Annotated in this window: 13 protein-coding genes; 7 read left to right on the top strand and 6 right to left on the bottom strand. The window is 43.2% G+C overall.

The annotated features are described in order from the left end of the window. Window positions 1-6 precede the first annotated feature (6 nt). On the top strand, window positions 7-1,113 hold the full coding sequence (locus J8Z24_RS09570) for an amidohydrolase family protein (protein WP_252094582.1): 1,107 nt from the start codon (window positions 7-9) through the stop codon (window positions 1,111-1,113). Here J8Z24_RS09570 and J8Z24_RS09565 read toward each other — a convergent pair. Next, window positions 1,097-5,302 carry a DEAD/DEAH box helicase gene (locus J8Z24_RS09565; RefSeq protein ID WP_252094581.1) on the bottom strand — a complete coding sequence of 1,402 codons (4,206 nt, stop codon included), beginning with the start codon at window positions 5,300-5,302 and terminating at the stop codon, window positions 1,097-1,099. The genes J8Z24_RS09570 and J8Z24_RS09565 overlap by 17 nt on opposite strands. A 130-nt stretch (window positions 5,303-5,432) precedes the next feature. Beyond that, the gene (locus J8Z24_RS09560; RefSeq protein WP_125253813.1) at window positions 5,433-6,692 is read right to left on the bottom strand and encodes an SLC5/6 family protein; all 1,260 of its coding nucleotides are present in this window, start codon (window positions 6,690-6,692) and stop codon (window positions 5,433-5,435) included. Between the two features lie 278 nt (window positions 6,693-6,970). Between J8Z24_RS09560 and J8Z24_RS09555 the strand changes: the two genes are divergently transcribed. After that, window positions 6,971-7,735, top strand: coding sequence for a peptidylprolyl isomerase (locus J8Z24_RS09555; protein ID WP_252094580.1), 765 nt, complete (start codon window positions 6,971-6,973; stop codon window positions 7,733-7,735). A gap of 281 nt (window positions 7,736-8,016) precedes the next feature. Here the strand turns inward: J8Z24_RS09555 and J8Z24_RS09550 are convergent, their stop codons facing one another. Then, complete coding sequence (locus J8Z24_RS09550; protein ID WP_125253815.1) at window positions 8,017-9,612, bottom strand: ABC-F family ATPase; 1,596 nt, start codon at window positions 9,610-9,612, stop codon at window positions 8,017-8,019. A gap of 378 nt (window positions 9,613-9,990) precedes the next feature. Here J8Z24_RS09550 and J8Z24_RS09545 point away from each other — a divergent pair, with 378 nt between their 5' ends. Beyond that, window positions 9,991-12,150: a S46 family peptidase gene (locus J8Z24_RS09545; RefSeq protein ID WP_252094579.1), complete on the top strand. Its 2,160-nt coding sequence runs from the start codon at window positions 9,991-9,993 to the stop codon at window positions 12,148-12,150. A gap of 286 nt (window positions 12,151-12,436) precedes the next feature. Here J8Z24_RS09545 and J8Z24_RS09540 read toward each other — a convergent pair whose 3' ends face one another. Beyond that, window positions 12,437-14,221, bottom strand: coding sequence for a DUF885 domain-containing protein (locus J8Z24_RS09540; RefSeq protein WP_252094578.1), 1,785 nt, complete (start codon window positions 14,219-14,221; stop codon window positions 12,437-12,439). A 16-nt stretch (window positions 14,222-14,237) separates the two neighbouring features. Beyond that, a complete protein-coding gene (gene soxR / locus J8Z24_RS09535) occupies window positions 14,238-14,741 on the bottom strand; it encodes a redox-sensitive transcriptional activator SoxR (protein WP_125253818.1) in 504 nt (167 codons plus the stop codon). Between the two features lie 81 nt (window positions 14,742-14,822). Between soxR and J8Z24_RS09530 the strand changes: the two genes are divergently transcribed. Next, window positions 14,823-15,278 (top strand): flavodoxin family protein, encoded by a 456-nt coding sequence (locus tag J8Z24_RS09530; protein WP_125253819.1) that lies wholly within the window; start codon window positions 14,823-14,825, stop codon window positions 15,276-15,278. A 241-nt stretch (window positions 15,279-15,519) separates the two neighbouring features. On the opposite strand, the gene J8Z24_RS09525 is transcribed toward J8Z24_RS09530, so the two are convergent. After that, window positions 15,520-17,154 carry a methyl-accepting chemotaxis protein gene (locus tag J8Z24_RS09525; protein WP_252094577.1) on the bottom strand — a complete coding sequence of 545 codons (1,635 nt, stop codon included), beginning with the start codon at window positions 17,152-17,154 and terminating at the stop codon, window positions 15,520-15,522. A 395-nt stretch (window positions 17,155-17,549) separates the two neighbouring features. Between J8Z24_RS09525 and J8Z24_RS09520 the strand changes: the two genes are divergently transcribed. From J8Z24_RS09520 to cyoB, 3 genes are all read left to right on the top strand, one after another. Beyond that, complete coding sequence (locus tag J8Z24_RS09520; protein WP_225740695.1) at window positions 17,550-17,981, top strand: hypothetical protein; 432 nt, start codon at window positions 17,550-17,552, stop codon at window positions 17,979-17,981. A gap of 557 nt (window positions 17,982-18,538) precedes the next feature. Beyond that, on the top strand, window positions 18,539-19,399 hold the full coding sequence (gene cyoA, locus J8Z24_RS09515; protein ID WP_373865576.1) for a ubiquinol oxidase subunit II: 861 nt from the start codon (window positions 18,539-18,541) through the stop codon (window positions 19,397-19,399). Window positions 19,400-19,401: 2 nt separating this feature from the next. Continuing rightward, entirely contained in the window at window positions 19,402-21,384 is a 1,983-nt protein-coding gene (cyoB, locus tag J8Z24_RS09510; protein ID WP_125253821.1) for a cytochrome o ubiquinol oxidase subunit I, read from the top strand.

Genomic DNA, 21,384 nt, shown 5'->3' with positions numbered 1-21,384 from the left:
AGCCAAATGAATATAAAACAAACTCTTATAGCGATGGGGTGTGCTTTTTTGCTCAGCAGCTGTGAAACCATATCGGCAACAAGTGCGCGCAGCTTAGCAATGTTTAGCCCAAAAAATAGTCAGTGTTATAACAGACAGCGTCAGTCTAATTATTTTGTCGTTGATAGCCACCATCATTTTCAGCCGTTTCGCGGCGACGCTGTCCCTTTTAATAAATTGGTTAACTGGGCGGAGCGTGCTGGGGTGTTGTTTGTCAATGTATATGGTATTGGCCAAATCTATACACGCAAATCAGGATGTGTTGGTGAGCGAGGGTGCTACACACATGTCATCGCACCAAGTATTGAAAATGATATTAAAAATGCCAATAACTATGTAAAACATGGGGCAGATAAAGTACATCTAACCCTATCAATGACCTTTGCTGATCTCCATAAACCAGACACGATACTGACCAATATGGCGCTGCTTGAGGAAGAGTTTGGTGACCTATTTCGTTGGATGGGAGAGGTTAATATGGTGAAAGCCGCACACTTTGATAACGGTCATCAAGCAGTAAGTCTGGATACTATCGCTAAGTGGCAGCCATTTATGCAAGTGCTACAAGAGAAGAAGATTCCACTGGCACTGCATGCCGATTTGGGCGATAACGAGGCGCCGCTTCGCTACTTACCGTTACTTGAGGAAGTATTAACGCGCTACCCGAATAATGACATCATCTGGATGCACATGGGGATCTCAAAAGAGCTAAGCCGTATTGACCCCAGCTTACATATTCGCACCATGCAGAAGCTGTTTGCCCGCTATAAAAATCTTAAAGTGGATCTTTCTTGGCGAATTTTGTACGACTATTATTTTAGCTTTCCAACCGTCAACAGCCAATATGTTGAGTTTATCAATGCCCATGCTGAGCGTTTTTTACCGGGGAGTGACTTTGTTGCCAGCAAAAACAAACGTTTTGCTGACTACAAAGAGGAAGTGGACATTAACAGTCGTGTTTTGGCCAGCCTTGACGATAATGCTTTTCGTCGTATCGCGCTTGGTCAGAACTACTTTGATTTGTTGGGATTACCGTATCGAGCGCCGGAGATCTGTACTACAGCGTCTCCTTAAGCATCGACAGCACATCGTTGACATCGAGCTTCATCACTTTGTCTGTATTGGCTAGCAGTTGATCTGCTAGATCTTTTTTATGATGATGCAGCTCAACAATTTGCTCCTCAATAGTTCCTTTAGCGATTAAGCGATATATCGTGACAGGGCGCATTTGTCCCATGCGATGAACACGATCTGAAGCTTGCTCCTCAACCGCTGGATTCCACCAAGGATCCATGTGAATGACATAATCCGCTGCGGTAAGGTTCAGACCAGAGCCGCCTGCTTTAAGACTAATTAGGAATACCTCGCCTTCACCTTTTTGAAAGGCGTTGACCGCCTGTTGTCGCGCCTTAGGAGGGGTACTGCCATCCAAATATTGAAAGCGAATACCACGTTTTTCAAGGTGACTTTTTATCAGCTGTAAATGACCAACAAACTGGCTAAAAATGAGCGCCTTATGATTATTTTCTTGTAGCTCTGTTAGTAATTCATCTAATGCCGCTAATTTGGCACTGGCGACTTGGCTTTCAGCCAATAAGAGTTTTGGATGACAACAGGCTTGGCGTAAACGAGTAAGCGCTGCCAACATTTTAAAGCGCTGCTCATTGGCGCTATCTTGTTGCGCGGACTGGGAGATTTCATCAATGGCGTTTTGCCTAAGCGCTTCATAAAAGGTTTGCTCTTCTTGGCTTAACTGAACCGCTACATTTATCTCCGTCCGTGGTGGTAGCTCAGTTAATACCTGGTGCTTCATACGACGTAAAATAAACGGTTGGATAAGGTGTTTTAATCCTTTGCGAGCTCGGTGCGCTGCGACTTTGTCCTCATTTGCATTTTCAATTGGCGCAGAAAACTTTTCGCTAAAACGCTTCAGGTTGCCAAGTAGTCCCGGGTTTACAAACCGAAATAGTGACCATAGCTCGGTAAGGTTGTTTTCGATTGGTGTCCCTGTGGTAATAAGTTTAAATTTGCCTTTAAGTGCACATGCTGCCTGAGTGCGCTTTGCAAGTGGGTTCTTCAGTGCCTGGGCTTCATCAGCGACAATCGTTTCAAATGCAATGGGCTTTAATATGTCAACTTCGCGCTGTAATAAGCCGTAGCTTAAAATGACACAGTCCAGTGGCTGCAGATCACTGAGCAGTTGTGCTCTGGCCTCTGAATTTGCAGAGTCGGCAAATACTTTTACCGACAACGTTGGTGCAAACTTTTGAATTTCTTGCTGCCAATTAAAACAAACCGAGGTGGGAGCAATTATTAACGTAGGCCCTTTATGTGCACGAGCCAATATTACCGCTAGTGCTTGGATGGTTTTGCCAAGCCCCATGTCATCGGCAAGACACGCGCCAGCGCCCCAATGGGCGAGTCGCATGGCCCAGTCAAATCCTGCTTGTTGATAGTCTCTAAGCTTGGCCTGTAATGTTGATGGTAGCTGCACAGTTAACGCCACGGCTTGGTGCATTTTATCATTTTGCTCTTCCCATGCAGGTAAGGTTTTCATGCGCATGCCGGTGGTGGCTTCAGCAATCAAAGGCGTAGCAAGTGGATGGAATTTACCGCCTTCGGTGGCATGATTGAGCTTATCAAGTTGAGACTTTAGTTCACTTGAAAGGGCAATGACCTGCTCACTGTCCAGTGCAATAAAACGGCCATTACTGGTAGCAACCATCTTGAGTAGTGTTTTTAGTTCAATCACTTGGTCATTATTTACTTGCAGCTCGCCGGTGATATCAAACCATTCGTTTTTCTTGGTCATAGCCAGTTGCAAATGTTGGCTTTCAAGCTTGTTACTGAGGCGGACTTTTTTACCTTTTGGCCACCTTAGCCTGAGTTGCATAGGGCAAGGATCTTGGTTGACTACCATCTCAAGCTCTTGCAATACCTCCAGTGCTTCATCCATTTGCGCCAAGCTGAGGCGGTTGTCAATCATCTCTAAAAACAACGGACAATGGGTGTCAAGCTCATCAAGCCCTTGTTGCTCAAGCAGGAGATCCCGGGTGGTAGACAAGCGTTTGCCGTCGATTTCTGCACTAACCGTGGCAGTACCATGACCAGGGTGGAAAACAGGGCCTTTTTCACCAAACGGCATCACCACACAATGAAAGTCTAAACCTTGATGGTAAGGTTGAATATTGATAACGAGGGTAGACTGCGCTGCAGTGACATCAAGACCTGTGTCAATGTCGGCTAAATCCGACTGAACATTCAGATAAGGAGCAATGGCTTTAATACTCGACAGTACTTTTTGCTTTGCACTAACAGGTACGCTTAACCCTGATTCGCCAATGATTTCAGCGACTTGTATATGTGATTGATTAAATACAATAAACGTATACTGATGTTCGTCATGCTGGAAAAATGAGTAGCTTTGCGGCTGGGTAAAATAACTCGGTAGATTTGGCACTGAAAGTAAAAGCTCATCACCGTGCTGACGAATGTGTAATTCAGGGGTCTGCTCGGTTATGGTAATAGGCTGCGTTAAGTCGTCCTCATGATAGAGGTTTGTTGCGCCAACCGCAGCTCTTAAAGCTGGGATCCCTGCCAGTACATAATCAGACTTGCTGCTGTAGCCATAACTGGCTTGCAATGCGATGGCCTCAATGAGTTTTTTATCTGATTGGCTTATGTAACTGAAGCGTTCAGGATGCTGTTTAAGTTGCTTACAAGGTAAAGGCTTACCCTTACCCCAGCCGGTTTTTCCCCGTTTTTGTTCTCTGGCTAAAAATTCAATATCAAAGCGACCTTGCCTAAGCTGCCAGATCAGTCGGTATTGCGTATCGGCCGCTTGAGTGGCGTTACTGCTTGGGTTTAATGCGATAAGTTTATCAAGCGCCAAATCCCACGGTGACTTTTTAGCCACAAGCGTACTGAGGTTAATGTTGAGAGCATTTGTCAGTGGCTGAAACTCTCCATGCTGAGCAAGTTGCAGTTGTTTAGCAAGCTGAGCAAAAAGCGACATCGACAGCTGTTCAAAAGCGTTCACGCAATCATCAAGGTGTTCAAGCGCCGTTGCATCTAAAGTCTTGTTACACCAAAAGTATGCAAAGCAGTCAAGTAAGCGGCCAATGTAATAGTCAAAATAGTGCGACTGCTTCAAAGCAGAGTACTTTAAATGTGCGCTACTGTATGGGTTATTTTGCGAGAGGCTTTCACTGCAATAGAGTAAGACGTTATTGGCAAAGTAATTGCAAAAGGGAGCTTTATTGTCTTGGTTTTCATACTCTAATTGTAGTGATAACACTTCAAAAAGCGCAGCATCTTGGTTATTGGCTTGTTGTAGTAATGCCAGTTTATGAAATAACCCAAGGGTTCTGCCTAAGTACTGCTTTTTACGCTTGGTGATTTTATCCTTCGCTTTAAGGGCTGTTGTAAACTCTGAGACGGCATCTTCACTTTGCTGCAAAAAAGCAATCGCAGCTCGTATCTGTAACTCGTAGCTGCTGTGATGTTGAGTTACCATACTCTGTGCGGCATCTAACTGTAATGTGTACAGTTGGTATTCTGCTAATAGTGCCGTTAATGGTGGGTTTTGTGTTTTGGCCTCAACCTGTTCCAGCGTGTCTAGCGCAAAGGCAATACTTTGGCCACTTTGTATTAAGGTATACAGCAAGGTTGAAAATGCTTGGTACTGCAAATCTTCGGGGAGGGTGATAAATCGCTCCAACGAGAACGGATAAAAATAAAGTGGCAGTAGTACTTGGTTGGTTTTATAGCACACGGCTTGTGGGTCTTTATTAAACCCTAGTTGCGCACGTGCTTTTGATAATTGATTTATAAATAAAAAATCGCGAATGAGGCGCTGTTCATCAGCAAATTGTCTTTCCCATTCATAAGCATTAAGAACCGGTATAAATTCTTCGGCAGTATTGAGTATGGGTAAAAACTGCCCCTCGGCCATGACTTTTTGACTTAAACCGGTCGCGAGTTTTAGGTTGATTTGTACGCCATCTTCATTAAACGTGACTAAACCGTCAGCGCGCCACTTCATGATCTGGCTATGGCTTATTCCTTGTTCAAACTCAGTGCTAGGAATAATTTCTTTACTAACAAGAGCCTGTATTAGGCGTTTGAGTTTTATTGCTGAGACTGGCTTGTAAACGACGGCCAAAATGCAGAGCAAGGTTTGCTCTTGCGCTGGTAGCGCATCTACCTGATGTGTTAAGGCTACAATTTCTTCATTAGTGGATGGCACAAAGTCAAAGTTCATTGTTCAGTCGCAGTGTTCATTTTAAGACACTGAAAACTACCACAATTTGCGCTTAACTACCATGGAGGTGATGCGTTGGAGCGGGAGGCGATGCCTCCCAATATCACTAAAATTTTGGGTATGTCTGTGACTAGCCAAAGCTTAGGTTATATAGCAATGCCGAAACCGCCAATAAGCCCACAATTAATACGAAATAGGTACCAATATGGCTTTTGTATTTTTGTAGCGCAGGGACTTTAAACACCGCTATAGTCGGCATAATAAACAAGATCATCGCAATGATAGGGCCTGAAATTGCGCCCATCATATCGAGAATACTTGGGTTAAGCACTGAGCAAATCCAGATAGCAACAAACATAAATGCGATACCCGCTTTGTCAGCTACTTTGTAACTCATGTTAGTTTGTTTGGTTGCCAGCCCATTGAAGCTCTCACGAGCACCTAAGAAGTGACCTAAGAATGAAGAGGTGATGGCAATAAACGCAACCAGTGGCCCAAGCATAGCAATAAATGGATTGTTATAAACGTTGGCTAGGTAAGACAATACGGAAACGTTTGATTCTTTTGCAGCTTCCATTTGTTCTGGCGTTAATGAAAATACGCAAGAAAATACAAACAGCAAGACAAATACAATCAACATAATTGAGGTGATACGCAAGATGGCTTCAGACTTTTGCACCGCTTCACTCTTGTAATGGCGACGTTGCACATTAGCAAAGCTTGAGATCGCCGCTGCGTGACTAAAGGAGAACACCACGATCGGCACAGATAACCACAATAACTGCGTTAAACTGGCAACATCTGGCGTACTGACTACGGGCATTTGCCAGTTAGGTACTAAATACAGTGACAAAAACAGAAGTACACCAACAAGTGGGTAAACCAAAATAGCGAAAGCACGGAGCAATAGCTTTTCACCGCCTAGCATAATGGCAATCATGCCCGCCACTAATAAACCTGACAGCAAAATACGTGAAGGGGATCCAAACCCTAGCTGATTGACAATAAAGCTATCGACAGTGTTAGTCAGACCAACACCGTAAATAAGCAAAATAGGGAAAATAGAGAAAAAGTAGAGTAGGGAAATTAAGCGGCCAGCACCAGCGCCGAAGTGTTCTTCGACTACATCGGTAAAATCAGCATTTTTTTGCTTTGAAGAAAGCACAAAGCGAGCGAGCCCTCGGTGCGCTAAATAGGTCATTGGAAAAGCAAGGGCAGTCATAATGAGAAGTGGCCAAAAACCACCGATCCCAATATTGATTGGCAGGAACAAAATACCTGCTCCAACAGCGGTTCCAAATAAGCTCAATACCCAGTGGGTATCATGTTTTGTCCAGCGGCTATTACTGACGGAGTTCATCTCCATCGTTGCCTCAGAGGAATTACTCATAAACTTGTTGTCCTGGATTTAGAATTATAATCGGGCGGATCATATAAAAAATGGTTAAGAGTTGCATGTATAAACCGTCTACTCAGAGGAGTTATGCGGTGAAATACGTTTGTTTGACTAAAACCTGCACAATTACCTAGTTGTCGCTGTGTCGTTTTTGTAAACCTACGTCTGTAAATGTTTTTAATTGTTACCATCGACAATGATTTGCTAGCCGCGTTAAAAATTAATTTTTATTCTAAGACGCAAATAAATATGAAATAACTAAGTGGAAAAGTATGTTCAAGTTAAATACGCTATTGCTCGCCTCAGCGATGCTAGGAAGTGTTACTGCTAACGCGACAATTGTTGAGTTTCAGACCTCACACGGTAGTTTTCAAGTGAATCTATATGATCAAAGCACTCCTAAGACAGTTGAAAACTTTTTGCAGTATGTAAACAACGAACGATACTCTGATACTGTGATCCACCGAGTGATCCCCGAGTTTGTCGTGCAAGGTGGCGGCTTTACTTATGAAGGTAAAGTTCCGCTTGATGCGATTGAAACCTATAATGCGGTTAAAAATGAACCTAAGTGGTCAAATGTCAAAGGCACAATTGCAATGGCTAAGGTGGCTTATAAACCTGATAGTGCGACCAGTCAGTGGTTTATAAACTTAGAGGATAATAGTAGTAATTTAGATGTAGAAAATGGTGGCTACACCGTGTTTGGTCAAGTAATTGGTGACGGTATGGAAGTACTAGAAGCCATCGCCCAAATTCCACGTTGTGGGAATGTGCCGTTAGTTAACTTTACCGATGAGCAGTGTAAAGACACTGAAACAGACCCAGGTGCTGCTAATTTTGTAACACTCAATGCAATTACAGTGTTAGATGACGATCCTAACTCTGCTGTGGGATTAACACAAAAAGCGAATACCTTGATTGACCAAGTTACTGACAAACCGTCAACAGATCAAGATTCGGGCTCTTCTGGTGGGTCGATGTTTGCGGGTCTTTTCTTACTTGCAGCTGCGCTGGGTTTTAGACGTAGAGTGAAATAGTTTTGAGTGCGATTGCACAACAGTCCCTAGTTAACCTGATCTCAGGTTAATAACTTGGAAGCGCACTTCGGTGCGCTTATTTTTTATAAAGCCTATTCGCTGACTGATACCAATTATCCTAATTAAGAGGTCTATTTTGAGCAAGCATTGATGCTAATTGGTATTATGCTTGAGCATTGAACAATTCAGCTGCTTTTATTTGATATATAAGAACTATACACCATGATAGGAAGGTATCGGGGCGTGTTCAGGGCCAGTAAGCGACCCTGAACAGGATAGATTTACAGTGCTTCGGCTGCTTTTTTCGCAAGGTATTCGTCATAAGTACCTTGGAAATCAATGATCTGTCCGTCTTTGATTTCCCAAATACGCGTAGCAAGAGAAGATACAAACTGACGGTCATGCGAGACGAAGAATAGTGTGCCTTCGTACTGCTCTAATGCTAGGTTTAGAGACTCGATAGACTCCATATCCATGTGGTTAGTTGGCTCATCCATCAGCAGAATATTAGGCTTGTGCATCATGATTTTGCCAAATAGCATACGGCCTTGCTCACCACCTGAGATCACCTTCACGGACTTTTTGATGTCGTTTTGAGAAAACAGCATACGACCAAGGAAGCCGCGTACGACTTGCTCATCATCGCCTGGCTGTTGCCACTGTTCCATCCATTGGAAAAGGTCGAGATCTTTTTCAAATTCGTCAGCGTGATCTTGCGCGTAGTAACCTATGTTGGCATTTTCTGACCATTTATACGCGCCTGACAGTGGCGCTTGACGGCCGGCAAGGGTGTTGAGGAGGGTGGTTTTACCCACGCCGTTTTCACCGATAATCGCGACCTTTTCACCAACTTCAACCAGTGCGTTTAAGTTTGAGAATAACGTCTCTTCGTAACCTTGTGATAAAGACTCAAGTTCAAGGGCATTACGAAATAGTGGCTTTTCTTGCTCAAAGCGAATAAATGGGTTTTGACGGCTTGACGCTTTAACTTCTTCCAACTGAATTTTGTCAATTTGCTTAGCTCTAGAGGTGGCTTGTTTTGCTTTTGATGCGTTTGCAGAGAAACGCGAAACAAACTGTTGTAGCTCGGCAATTTGCGCCTTTTTCTTCGCGTTATCTGAAAGCAGACGCTCGCGAGCTTGTGTTGCTGCAAACATGTACTCATCGTAATTACCAGAGTAGATACGCAGCTCACCGTAGTCGATATCCGCCATGTGTGTACACACTGAGTTTAGGAAGTGACGGTCGTGAGAGATGATGATCATAGTACAATCACGCTGATTCAATACATCTTCCAGCCACTTGATGGTGTAGATATCCAAGTTGTTGGTTGGTTCGTCTAGGAGCATGATATCTGGCTCTGCAAATAATACCTGCGCTAGTAGCACACGTAGTTTCCAGCCCGGAGCAACTTCAGACATGAGGCCGTAATGTTGCTCGGTTGGAATACCAACACCGAGGAGTAATTCACCGGCTTTTGCTTCAGCGGAATAGCCATCCATTTCAGCAAATTGCGTTTCAAGATCGGCAACACGCATACCGTCTTCTTCGCTCATCTCAGGTAGTGAGTAAATGCGATCGCGCTCTTGTTTGATTTCCCACAGCTCTTTATGACCCATGATCACTGTGTCTACAACCGTATATTGCTCGTAGGCAAATTGATCCTGATTTAGCTTAGCGATACGCTCGTTTGGATCGTAGTTTACGTTACCTGCACTTGGCTCAAGCTCTTTGCTTAGGATTTTCATAAAGGTGGATTTACCGCATCCGTTAGCGCCTATTAGGCCGTAGCGGTTGCCGTCACCAAACTTAACGGAAATATTCTCAAACAGTGGTTTTGCACCAAACTGCATAGTGATGTTGTTACACGAAAGCATAAATTTGACTCATTACTGACAATTGCGGCGATCCTAACATTTATAAGGGGTAAATGATGCAAAAAGTTTGGTAAATGCAAACATTCATTTAGTGTCTGGTAAGACATTAAATTTGGATGAAAGTACTGGCTTTATTAGGCGTTGCTAAAATGAGAAAAAGTAAGTTTTAAAAGCATCAGGTGGATTTAAGGCACTTGAGAAGCCACTGGATTTGCCAATGAAATTTGATACGAGAAAAAACTGGATTTAGCAACATCTGTTCAGAGAGTTTGTTTACATCGGTTTATCAAATTTTATCGAAATAAATTGCTATTTAGCATAATCTTAGGTCACATTACCGACCGTAATTAAAATAATATAACAATTTAGGATTGGAATATGCGTATCAAAGCTATCTCCGCGGCCATGGTGTTGGCCTTTTCTCAGTACGTTGCAGCCGATGAAGGCATGTGGCAACCACATCAACTACCTGAGCTAGAATCTATCTTGAAGTCTAAAGGACTTGAGATTGACCCTAAGTCGATTTCTAAATTAACTGAGTTTCCTATGAACGCGGTGATTAGCCTTGGCGGCTGTACGGCGTCATTTGTTTCCCCTAAGGGCTTAGTGGTTACTAACCACCACTGTGCGTATGGCTCTATTCAATATAACTCTACGACTGACAACAATATTTTAGAAAACGGCTTCTTGGCGAAAACACCAAGCGAAGATCTACCTGCAGCGCCAGGTTCGCGTATTTATGTAACGAAAGAAGTCTCGAACGTCACAGACAAAGTCAATGAGGGTGTTGATTCCTTGACCGGTAAAGCACGCTTTGACGCCATCGATAGTAAACGTAAACAGCTTGTCTCTGAGTGTGAGCAAGACGAAAGTTATCGTTGTAATGTTTATACCTTCCACGGTGGTCTTGAGTACTACTTGATTAAATCACTTGAGATTAAAGATGTACGCTTAGCCTACACGCCAGCGATGGGTGTTGGTAAATACGGCGGTGATATAGATAACTGGATGTGGCCTCGCCATACTGGTGATTTTGCATTCTATCGTGCTTATGTCGGAAAAGATGGCAAACCTGCTGAGTTTTCTAAAGACAACGTACCATATAACCCTGAATCATTCTTAAGTGTGAGTGCTAAAGGTGTGCAAGAAGGCGACTTTGTTATGGTAACCGGTTACCCGGGCCGTACTAATCGTTATCGTATTGCCTCAGAAGTAGATTTTGTGTTTAACACTGTCTATCCAATGGTGCGCAAACACAACGCAAAGTATGTGGAGCTTATCAAAGAGAACGCGCCAGAAGGCTCTCAAGCATTAATCGCTTATGAAAGTACGATTGCTAGCTATAACAATTACATCAAAAACTTTGGCTCTATGATTGAGAGTTTTAAAAAGGGCAGTATGTATAGTGCTAAGCAACAATTTGAGCGTGACCTTATCGCGTGGATCAATGCCGATGCTGAGCGCAAAGCAAAATACGGCGATGTGTTGACTGAGCTGAGCCAACTGGTATCACAAGCACAAGAAAACTATGTGCGCGATATGATGGTGGGGTATATTCACCGCTCACAAATGATTGCGACGGCAAGGAAGTTATATCGTCTTGCCGTTGAAAAGCAAAAGCCTGATGCCGAGCGCGAGCGCGGTTATCAAGAACGTGATATGCCAAAGCTCAAAGCAGGTCTTGAGCGCATGACACGTCGTTACGACGAAACCGTAGACAAAGCAATTATGCTTTACTTTATGGAGCTGTATGCTGCGCTTCCTAAAGAAAAACGCATTGCAGAGGTAGACAAGCAACTACAACTGGAAGAAGGCTTCGATAAGGCAAATCATCAAGCACTGCTTGATCAAATGTATGCAAACTCTAAGTTGGCAGATGAGAAAGTTCGTCTATGGATGCTAGATTTAGATCTTGAACAACTCAATCAAAGCGCTGATCCATTTATGCAGTATGCTAAAGCGATTTTTGCTGTGATGAAGCAAATTGAAGATGAAGGAAAAGAGCTAGCCGGTAAGCAGCAAGCTGCACGTCCTGCGCTTATGGAAGCAATCATTGCTTACAACAAGTCTCAAAATAAGCCTGTCTATGCTGATGCTAATAGCACATTGAGAGTTACCTACGGCACAGTAGGTGGATACTCACCTCAAGATGGATTAGTTGCTACACCGTTTACCTCTCTAGAGGGGCTGCTAGCTAAAAACACCGATGTTGATCCTTTCAATGCACCTAAAAAACAGCAGCAGTTGATCCGCGATAAAGTGTATGGCCAGTATACAGGTGGTATGAACACGGTACCGGTAAACTTCCTTTCTAATGTTGACACAACGGGTGGTAACTCTGGTTCGCCGACGTTAAATGGCAAAGCTGAACTGGTTGGTTTATTGTTTGATGGTGTTTATGAAAGCATTATTGGCGATTGGGATTATGATAAAAACCTGAACCGTTCGATTCACGTTGACTCGCGTTACATGCTTTGGGTAATGGACAAAGTCGACAATGCACAAAACCTATTAGATGAAATGAAAATAGTGAAGTAGTCTGCAGGTTTAATTTGTATTGATACACAAAAATGCCGACCGAGAGGTCGGCATTTTTTGTGTTATTGGGTGAAATTATACCAATTTGACTTAATACTCGTTCAATTTGAAGGAGTAAATCTGACGCTAACGGCGTTAAAAACTTCTTATTTAGAACAACTAAATAGCAAAGTTTTTGCCTTGCCTACACGGATGTAGGTACCTTGGCGATAGCAGGACGCGGTAGCGGGGTTATCGACAAGATTTTCTCACCTCAAAATAGACCACTTAATTAAGAAAATTGGTATTATTTTGTCATAAGTTGACGAATATACTTCACCGGGGCACTGCCAAAGCTTAAAAACTCTTCATGAAACGCCTTAAGGTCGAATGCTTCACCAAGCTCCTTTTTCTGTGCTTCACGGAAGTCGTAAATCTCACGATAGCCAGAGTAATAGCTGGTCAGCTGCACTTGACTTAATGTTGCGCGACGCCATTTACCTTCTGCTTCAGCGCGCTCTTGGAAAGCGCCATTCATTAACAGGTCTAAGCCCGCTTCTTTGTCTATGCCATTGACTTGAATGTCATAATCTAAAATAGTGTTACAGATAACGCGCAGATTCCATTTGTAGTACATTAACCACATTTCAGGCTCGAAATTGCCATAGCCTTCTTCTAACATCATTCGCTCAGTATAAACTGCCCAGCCTTCGACCATGGCACCATTACCTAAAAGGCTCTTGATCAAAGAAGGGGATTCGTTAGCGTAAACTAACTGAGTATAGTGACCTGGTATTGCCTCATGAATATTGAGGATCTGTAGGATCCAATGGTTGTACTCACGCAAGTATGACTCAGCTTGTTCTTCACTCATTGAGTCAAGGGGAGTGACGTTATAATAAGTGTTTTCTTTTTTGTCATACGGTCCTGGTGCACTGATCGAGGCGCCAGCATAACCACGCATATATTCTGGTGTTTCACGCACAACCAATGGCTTTTCAGGATCGAGCGTGATTAAATCTTTTTCTTTCACGAACTGCTCAAGCTCTGGAATTTGTGCCTTAATTTCAGAGACAAAATCCTCACGTTTGACGTGTTTGACTGACAGATGTTTGATAAGGGTTGCAATGGCATCTCTGTCTGACTGTGGGCGAGGTGTATCGGCAAAATATTTCGACCACAACTGATCTGTGATCTGCACCATTTCCTCGGTAATGCGGGCTTTATCAGCAAGTGCTTTTTCATACATTTGTTTTGCTGTATACCCTGACTGTATATCAAATGCGAACTTTTCTTCGTATAACTTTTCACCAATTCTAAAGGAGCGCGCGTTGCCGCTTTCACTTAACTCTTTTTCAAGGTTAGTGAGGAAAGAAACATAGCCGTTGATCGCTGATTTGGCAGCTGCAAAGCGTTGTTTGAATAGTGCTTTATCTTCTGCGCTAAGCAATGAAGTCGCTAATTTATCAAGTAACTCATCATTTAATACGCTAAATGCCCCTTGGTTTTGTGAAATCGCAAGTTGGGTATATTCAAGGGTTGGATTATGAATATTACTCTGTGCAGCTTCATAATAGGCGGGAACATATTGAAGGCGCTTTAATACCAGCTTTAACTTTTCATCGTCACTCTTAAAGCGGCTGTTCAAAATAGTAGCAAAGCCATAGGAAACATTGTAAGAAGAAGGATTCCACTGCCAGCTTTTAAACGTTTCGATGTGCCAAATATCGCGCTGTAGGCGATTTTCAATCAAGTGATAGTCGATTTTTTGACTGTTGCTAAGCTGTGATAGGTCGAATTGCTGTAATCTTGCCAGCTGTGCTTTTGAAAACGCAACATTGGCGTCGCGGCTAGCCTGTGTTGGTATGGTAATTAAGTCGTCATATTTACCGAAACCTGCCCACAAGGAGGCTTCAGGATATTGTTGCCAAAGTTCGTCAATAAACTGCTCTGAAAACTGAGCAAATTGTTGGTTTTTCACCACAGTTTGTTCTTCCGTGAGTGCTACTGTCTTTGTAGAAGAAGACGGCGCGGTGCAGCCAGCTAGGCCCATTGCCATGGCAAGTGCCATACACAAGGCAGTTTTTTTCATTGTTGTGTCCTATTTATTAGTTTTCGTTATCATAACAAGATTTCGCTTTATTTGCTTTGTCTGGCTCATCTAACCACACGGCACCATTGGCCTGTGTCGCAACAATATCGCCCGGGTTATAGATGGGGCAGGACTTCATCGATAAACAGCCACAACCAATACAGCCGTCCACATAGCTACGTAAACGCTGCATATAGGCGATTTTTTCATCTAGTTTCATTTGCCATGCTGTTGATAATTTTGCCCAGTCTTCTTTGGTTGGTGTTCTTGAATCGGGCAAGGTATCTAACGTATCTTTTATTTCACCAAGGGTGATCCCCATTTTCTGCCCAGCTTTAATAATGGCAATACGACGTAGCACGTCTTTTTTGTAGCGACGTTGATTACCATTGTTACGCCAACTGCGGATCAATCCTTTGTTTTCGTAAAAATGTAATGCAGAAACGGCAACATCTGCTCTGGCTGCAACCTTACCAACACTCAAGTTTGGCTCATCTCTTAATAATTTTTCAGTTTTCATAAAATAGTACTTTACCTCAACTTAAGGTGAGGTTTTAAGGTAGCACCCAATTTATTAATAGTGCAACTGGAATTGAACATTATGAAAACAATCGTTATTTACTCAAGCTCAAACCCAAATGGAAATACTTACCAATCAGCAAAAGCGTTAGCAGAAGAAAAAAGTGCTGAGCTTATCTACCTAGACCGTTACAAAATAGGGGAATATTGCTACAAACATTCTCACAGCGATGACGACTTTATAAACCTATTTAGATGGGTGCTCGGGTTTGATCATATTATTTTTGCATCACCTGTTTATTGGTATGCCGTAACGCCAAGGATGAAAGCATTTGTTGATAGGATCACGGACTTTATGGATATTGAAGCGCTTAAACCAGAATTAAGAGCCTTGCGCGAAAAACATTTTTCGATCTTATCAACTTCATGCCAAGCACAAGCGCCAGCACCATTTACTGAGATGCTGGTGGGTACATTTGAATATTTAGGTATGACACTACAAGAGCAGCGTCACGTGCATTACCCTTATGCTGATTAATTGCCGCAGATTTTGTGAGGTGGCAATGGAGTGTTAAGGTCGCTGCGCAAAGCAGCTTTTTTGGTGTGGATCCAATCCGATAATAGGCGGTTTATCCGCCGAGCCGTTTTTCTGATTGGGTATTTCATCACCATGGTTGTGCTTTCGCAACAATGAGTTGGAACATTCCTTATCCAGACCTCAAGTTAAATTATTTTATGCGCGCAAGTGTGTGCTTCCGCGTATGTGGGCAGAGATCAAACTATACCTTAAATTCACTGACCATCTGCGATAGTCGCTGTGACATTTCGCTTAATTGTTGACTCGATGCTTTAGTATGCTCAGCGCCAAGAGCAGTTTGGTTTGCGATAGTTGCAATGCCGCTAATATTGGTTGTCATCTCATTGATGTCTTCAGATTGCTTTTCACTCCACTTGGCGATATCGAGGTTAATATCATTTACGGTTGCGATAGAGTGGTTTATTTGCTCTAGTGCTTGCTTACATTCCAAACTGACTTTAAGGCTTTTCTCGGAAGCTGTACGACAGTTTTGCATCTCTTCAACGGTCGTGGCGACGCCATGGTGCAGGCTATCTATAATGGCTTGAATATCATCGGTAGATTGTTGTGTCCGTTGAGCGAGTGTTCTTACCTCATCAGCAACCACGGCAAAACCACGGCCTTGTTCTCCGGCTCTTGCTGCTTCTATGGCTGCGTTTAATGCTAATAAATTGGTTTGTTCTGCTACTTTTTTAATGACATCAAGTACCACACCTATCTCCGTTGATGAGCGCTGCAGGTCTAGCACTGCTTGTTGTGCTGAGTCGACGCTCTGAGAGGCATGGGCTATGACTGATACGTTTTCGTCTACATGCGCCAGTCCTTTAGTGGTAAGTTCTGTTGTTGCCATTACTTTATCAAGGGCGCGTTTAGATTCATGATTGACCGATTGGGCTACCTGATTCAAAGAAAGCATCCGATTTTGTACCGACTCTGTTTCAGTATTTTGCTGGGCAATTCCGGCTTGGATTTGCTCGGTAATACAGGATAATTCCTCTGCTTGAGAGGCTAAAGAGTGCGTATTTCCATTAATATCGTGAAGCACATCACGAAAGTGTGCATTCATGTGGTTAAATGCAATGGCCATTTGTGTAAGTTCATCTCTGCCTTCACTTTTAAGTAAAATTGTCAGATCTTTTTGTGACGAAATGATCCCCATAGTACGGGTAAGCTTGTCCAAAGGCTTGGTAATATTTTTGCTTATCAAGCTAGAGAGGAAAATAAGCAATATAGCGTAGCCGAGGGTTTCCGCGGTCATGGAAATAAGCTGGTCATGAAACTGTGCTTCGACGTCTTCAAGGTAAATGCCAGTGCCGATAGCCCAGTTATAGTGGTTTAGATTAGCAATAAAAGAAAGCTTACTCTCCAGCTTTTGAGTCCCCGGTTTTGGCCATTTATATTGTGCAAACCCCTGTTGGTTTTGATTAGCAATCACAACAAACTGACTAAATGCTTCGCGAATAAAGCTCTTGTCATGCCGTACCATCGATGCACCATTGAGTGTTGGCTTGATAGGATGCGTCACCATGTTGCCATGTAGGTCAAACAAGAAAAAGTAACCTGAGTCACCATAGCGCGCTGCATTAATGAGCTTTTTGATTTTTTCTTTTCTTTGTGTTTCGCTAAGAGTTGTCTCAGTGGCAACCATATTAAGTTGCGAAATGGTATTCTCTATTAGATTTTTTGCATGAGTACGTCGTTCTTCAGTTAAACTATCTCGTAAAGCAAGCGCTGAAGAAAGTTTAACGAGGGCAATGATGACAACAGATAAAATTAGGCTAAGCCTGAGTTTACTGGGCACTTTCATTAAACCTAATAATTTATTCATCTGCTTCATGAGATCCCCTAATAACAATGGTTTGATAGTTTTGACAGCGATGTCAATTGGTGGCCGATCATACTGAGAACAGCGCAAAAATAAATACTCTGAGTAAAGAAGTAATAATCTATCCAGTCACAGAGGTGACTATCTATTTGATAGATAGCTCAAATGTTAACAATGATTTTTTGTAAAGGATTGTGAATGTTAACTGTTGCGAAAATTAGTATAAAAGGGGTTGTTAAGTTTATTCAATAAAAAACTGAGCAGTGAGCTAAAGCAGGATAAATTGATGTAGATCATTGCATAAAGCGCTTGAATCACATTTCGACTTTGTTATACTTCGACGCGAATTTTCAGTTTAAACTGAAAGTTCAAAACTAACTAAGCCCAATTAAAGATCAGGACTATCCGTGCCCTCACACAGCTTTGCTACAGATAAACCAGTCGTTAGTGATACTGCCGTTTCAGGAAGTACCACGTCGCGTGTTTGGTTATTTGGGCGTGTTGCTGCGGTACTTAGCCTGTTAATGGTAGCCAACTCAGTATTATTATTCAGTGGTATGTTAGGTGATGTAGCTGAATTAGAAGCATTATTTGCAGATAATTCGTTACCAGACTCTCTTGTGGTGATGCTCGGAGCGTTTTTGGCTCAGCCTATTTTATCATTACACTTGCTGGTTGGTATTTATTGGTTAGTTTTCCATACTATTTTGCCTACACGCGCTGGCATCGTGCTACGCAAAATGGTATTCGCCTCTACAGAGGCTATACACCCTCAACCGGCGCCCAGCGCACATGGTTGTCGTGCTCCTCCTTTTAGATACCGCTGTCTGTTTGCGTAATCGCAATATTTATACCAATTAGACTTAATACTTGCTCAATTTGAAAGCATAAATCTGACGCCTACAGCGTAAAATTTCTTATTTAGAACAACTAAATAGTAAAATTTCTGCCTTGCCTATATGGATGTAGGTACCTTAGCGACAGCAGGACGCGGTAGCTGAGTTATGGACAAGATTTTCTCGCTTAAAAATAGACCACTTAATTAATCAAATTGGAACAATTTGCACTTTGCAGATCAGCAGTCAGCAATTCACTTTCAATTACATTAATCGGCTACTTATCGTCCTTTTAGAGCGAGTTGTAGGCTTGGTTATGTGATTGTCCGTTTACTGTATCAATCAATTATTTGGTAAATAGGTTAGTGACTGGTATCAACGAAGCGTTTCCCTTCACTAATATATTTCCTAATAGATACAGTGCAATTCGAACTTGTGCAGCGTAGCTCGCACAAATAGATACTCAGCGTGCTTTATAAATAAGCCGCAGCTTATCGTTGAAGGGTAATCAATTGAATAAACGTAGTGTCGTGAATTATGCGCTCGCTTCATTGGGGCTAATGCTCACCGGTTGTAATGGTGGCATTTTGGATCCCAAGGGGCAAATTGGCATGGATGAGAAGTCCTTGATCATCATTGCCACTGTACTGATGTTACTCGTTGTAGTACCAGTTATTATTCTTACCTTATATTTTGCGTGGAAGTACCGAGATGGTCGTGACCACGAAATCTATGCACCTAAATGGGCCCACTCTAACAAAATAGAAGCCGTGGTTTGGACCATTCCGATTGTGATTATTATTGTACTTGGGGTGATCACCTGGCGCTCTACACAATCGCTTGATCCATACAAGCCGTTGGAGGGCAAAGGAGAACATCTCACCGTTCAAGTGGTATCGCTAAACTGGAAGTGGTTATTTATCTATCCAGAGCAAGGCATTGCCAGCGTGAATGAACTGGTGTTTCCAGCGAATGTCCCGGTGGAGTACAAAATCACTTCCGAAAGCACCATGAACTCTTTCTTTATTCCGCAGCTTGGTAGTCAAATCTACTCGATGGCAGGGATGGAAACGCAGCTTCACCTGATTGCTAACGAGCCGGGAACGTTCAACGGTTTTTCTGCCAACTACAGTGGGGCGGGTTTTTCTGGAATGAAGTTCAAAGCCATTGCCACCAAAGACAAAGCAGATTTTGATAACTGGGTTGCCGATGTTAAAGCAAACGGCGACGCCTTAACCGCAGATCGTTACGCGCAGTTGGCAGAGCCTTCAGAATATCACCCCGTTGAGTATTTTGGCTCGGTAGAGCAGGGCTTATTTCACACCATAGTTATGAAGTACATGCAGGGTCATGGCGAAATGAACTATTACGCCAAACCAGAGCATGCTGCGCATTCACATCACGGCAAGGCTGAGGAGTAATTATGTCGTTGTTTGGTAAATTATCCATCGAGGCAATCCCCTATCACGAACCCATCATTATGGTGACGTTAGCCGTGGTGGCGATTGTTGGTCTAATCGTGGCGGCAATGGTCACAAAATACAAAAAATGGGGCGTGCTGTGGCACGATTGGATCACTTCAATCGATCATAAACGCCTAGGCGTGATGTACATTATCTTGGCATTAATTATGTTAATGCGTGGTTTTGCCGACGCCATCATGATGCGTACACAGCTGGCCATGGCCACAAGCGGCGCAGCCGGTTATCTGCCTCCAGAGCATTATGACCAGATCTTTACCGCACATGGGGTGATCATGATCATCTTTATGGCGATGCCATTTATGATTGGTTTAATGAATATCATCTTGCCACTGCAAATTGGTGCTAGAGATGTTGCCTTTCCGTTTTTGAATAACCTTAGCTTTTGGTTGACAGCGGGTGGGGCTATTTTGATCAATTTATCATTGGCATTTGGTGAGTTTGCAAAAACCGGTTGGGTGGCATATCCGCCCTTGTCGGAGTTGTCGTTTAGTCCGGGTGTTGGGGTTGATTACTATATTTGGGCACTGCAAATATCCGGGCTTGGGACATTGCTCACCGCCGTGAACTTCTTGGTAACCGTATTTAAGATGCGTGCACCTGGCATGACGCTAATGAAAATGCCTATTTTTACTTGGACTTGTACTTGGGCAAATATTCTAGTTGCGGCGTCTTTCCCAATCCTTACTGCATTACTTGCGATGCTAACGCTTGACCGTTATATGGACTTCCATTTCTTCACCAATGAAGCCGGTGGTAATGCCATGATGTATATCAACCTGTTCTGGGCATGGGGTCACCCTGAAGTGTATATCTTGATCTTGCCTGCGTTTGGGATTTTCTCAGAGGTTATTTCGACTTTTACAGGTAAACGCTTGTTTGGCTATAAGTCGATGGTGTATGCCAGCGGTGCGATTTCTATTTTGGGCTTTATTGTTTGGCTACATCACTTCTTTACTATGGGTTCAAGCGCCAATGTTAATGCTTTCTTTGGGGTCATGACGATGGTCATTGCGGTGCCAACGGGAGTAAAACTCTTTAACTGGCTATTTACCATGTATCGCGGTCGGTTACGGATCACAGTGCCTGTCCTTTGGACGTTAGGGTTTATGGTGACTTTTACCGTAGGTGGGATGACTGGCGTACTGCTTGCAATTCCTGGCGCGGACTATGTGCTGCACAACAGTCTTTTCCTAATTGCACATTTCCATAACACCATTATCGGTGGGGCAGTGTTTGGTTATCTGGCGGGATTTGCTTACTGGTTCCCTAAAGTAATGGGTTACAAGCTTGATGAGCGTTGGGGTAAAGCCTCATTTTGGTGCTGGCTAGTTGGCTTTTTTGTGGCCTTTATGCCGCTTTATGTGCTTGGCTTCTTAGGCATGACACGTCGCCTTAATCATACCAACACGCCAGAGTGGAACATTTGGCTATACATCGCGTGCATTGGTGCCTTTATCATTATGTTTGGGATAGTTTTCCAAGTGGTACAGCTAGTGGTGAGCTACAAAAACCGCGAGCAATTGCAAGACACCACAGGCGATCCGTGGAATGGGCATACGCTTGAGTGGTCTACGGACTCTCCCCCACAGTACTACAACTTCGCGACAACTCCTGTGGTTGACGATATTGACGCTTGGACAGAAATGAAAGAGCAGGGACAGGCATACCAAAAACCTGCACACTATCAGCCTATTCACATGCCAAAAAATACCCCCGCAGGAGTGCTTATCAGTGCGTCATTGACCGCGTTTTGCTTTGCCATGATTTGGCATATTTGGTGGTTAGCGGCGGTGGGATTAGTCAGTGCTATCGCGGTATTTATTAAGCGTTGTTACACCCGCGACGTTGATTATTATGTTCAGGTTGACGAGATTGAGCAGATTGAGTCTGCCCACCTTTCTCGTGCATTACAGGAGGGTTAA

Source organism: Pseudoalteromonas sp. SCSIO 43201, assembly GCF_023716725.1.
Taxonomy (GTDB): Bacteria; Pseudomonadota; Gammaproteobacteria; order Enterobacterales; family Alteromonadaceae; genus Pseudoalteromonas; species Pseudoalteromonas peptidolytica.
Note: the sequence above shows the minus strand (reverse complement) of the source record. Positions and strands in the feature narration are given on the sequence as shown.